Raw genomic sequence first — 1,826 nt, 5'->3', positions numbered from 1 at the left:
AGCGGTCCTGGCCGGGGGTACCGAAGAGGTACAGGATCAGGTCCTGGTCCAGGGTGATGCGACCGAAGTCCATGGCCACCGTCGTGGTGGTCTTGCCTCCGGTGTGGGTGAGGTCGTCGATGCCTGCCGAAGCAGACGTCATGACGGCCTCGGTGCGCAGCGGGTTGATCTCTGAGACGGCGCCGACGAACGTGGTCTTGCCCACGCCGAAGCCGCCCGCCACCACGATCTTCGCGGAGGTGGTCGCCCGCCCCCCGTCAGAGCTTGCGAAGTCCACTGAGCACCCTTTCGAGCAGTGTCACGTCCGGCGTGCCGCCGTTGTTCTCGTCGCCACCCGGCTGGTGGATCGCGACGAGACCGGCTTCCGCGAGGTCAGCGACGAGGATCCGTGCCACACCGAGCGGCATGGCCAGGAGTGCCGACACCTCCGCCACCGACTTCACCTCGCGGCACAGGTGGCAGATCCGCTGGTGCTCGGGCAGCATGCCCATCAGCTGGGCCGGGTCGGCCGTCGTGCTGATCAGCGCCTCTATCGCGAGCTGGTAGCGGGGCCGGGTCCGGCCGCCGGTCATCGCGTACGGACGTACCAACGGCTGGTCGCCCTCGTCTCCGTACGGTTCTGAGTACGGATCGTGAGAGGCGTGGGGCGGGGTCATGAATCCTCCGGGCGGGACAGCAAGTCGGTCAGTCGTGCCGTCTGACGGGGCCGGTGGGGGGCTGTGGCGGCCGGACGGTGTTTTTCGTGGGGTGAGGGTGATGCTGGGGCCGGTCAGCGGAGCAGGCTGCCCTGAAGCTCGGCGCGCAGGTCGGGCGTGAGTACCGCGCCCGCGCGGTCGACCAGGAGGGCCATCTCATAGCCCACGAGCCCGATGTCGCACTCGGGGTGCGCGAGCACGGCGAGGGACGAGCCGTCCGAGATGGACATGAGGAAGAGGAAGCCGCGTTCCATCTCGACGACCGTCTGCGCCACCTTGCCGCCCTCGAAGATGCGGGAGGCACCCGCGGTCAGCGAGGTGAGCCCGGAGGCCACGGCCGCGAGCTGATCGGCGCGATCACGCGGGAAGCCCTCCGACATCGCCAGAAGGAGTCCGTCGGCGGACACGACGACGGTGTGGGACACCCCGGGGGTGTTGTCCACGAAGTTGGTGATCAACCAGTTGAGGTTCTGTGCCGCCTGGCTCATCTGGCTCAACTACTGCTCCTGCTGGTGAGTGGGGCTGGGGTGGTTGCCGGTCTGGCCGGTGCCGGCCTGGCGACCCTGGGCGATGCCCCGTCGGAGGTTGGTCAGTCGGCCGCGTACGTCGTCAGGCGCACGCGAGACCTGCGGACCGGTGTGGTGCTGTTGCTGCTGGGCCGTGCCCGGCACGAGGTTCGCGCGCGGGACCCGGCGCGGCAGGCCGGACGTGGTGACGCCGCCTGCGGCGGGCTGCCGCACGCGCTCGGCCTGACGGACGAGTTCGTCGTTCGGCGAGGTGCGCCAAGCCGCGGGGGCCGGACGCTCGGGTGCCGCGGGCTGCTGCTGCGCCTCCTGGGGTGCGGAGGCGTCGTTCTGCTGGCGGTCGCCGTGGAACCAGTTGGTCTCCAGCGTGTCGTACAACGGCGTCCGTCCGTCGCCGGCACTCGGCGCCGGCGGCAGGGCCTCCGGCTCCTGGCGACGCGGAGGCTGCTGCTGCGGGGCCTGGGGCTCCTGGCGACGCGGGGCCTGCTGCTGTGGGGCCTGGGGCTCCTGGCGACGCGGAGCCTGCTGCTGCGGGACCTGCGGCCGGAAGGCACCGAAGTCGCCGTCCGCCTGAGGCTGCTGGAACTGGCCGGTGGTGGAGGGGTGT

The 1,826-nt window shown here is 70.9% G+C and carries 3 protein-coding genes and 1 pseudogene; all 4 read right to left on the bottom strand.

Annotated elements, in window-relative coordinates; translation table 11 throughout:
* Window positions 1–277 (bottom strand): GTP-binding protein (locus ACWDEX_RS18520; protein ID WP_450464605.1); only part of this gene is annotated, 277 nt, incomplete at its 3' end.
* Window positions 258–656: a DUF742 domain-containing protein gene (locus tag ACWDEX_RS18515; protein WP_450464604.1), complete on the bottom strand. Its 399-nt coding sequence runs from the start codon at window positions 654–656 to the stop codon at window positions 258–260. The genes ACWDEX_RS18515 and ACWDEX_RS18520, both read right to left, overlap by 20 nt.
* Window positions 657–769: 113 nt before the next feature.
* Entirely contained in the window at window positions 770–1,183 is a 414-nt protein-coding gene (locus ACWDEX_RS18510) for a roadblock/LC7 domain-containing protein (RefSeq protein WP_450464616.1), read from the bottom strand.
* Between the two features lie 9 nt (window positions 1,184–1,192).
* Window positions 1,193–1,826, bottom strand: a pseudogene (locus ACWDEX_RS18505) (nitrate- and nitrite sensing domain-containing protein); the annotation flags it as partial.

It is taken from the genome of Streptomyces sp. NPDC001020 (assembly GCF_053599115.1).
Note: the sequence above shows the minus strand (reverse complement) of the source record. Positions and strands in the feature narration are given on the sequence as shown.

What these genes read in the sequence shown, in the direction of transcription:
- ACWDEX_RS18515 (WP_450464604.1), bottom strand. Translation starts at nt 656, where the DNA reads ATGACCCCGCCCCACGCCTCTCACGATCCGTACTCAGAACCGTACGGA.
- ACWDEX_RS18510 (WP_450464616.1), bottom strand. Translation starts at nt 1,183, where the DNA reads ATGAGCCAGGCGGCACAGAACCTCAACTGGTTGATCACCAACTTCGTG.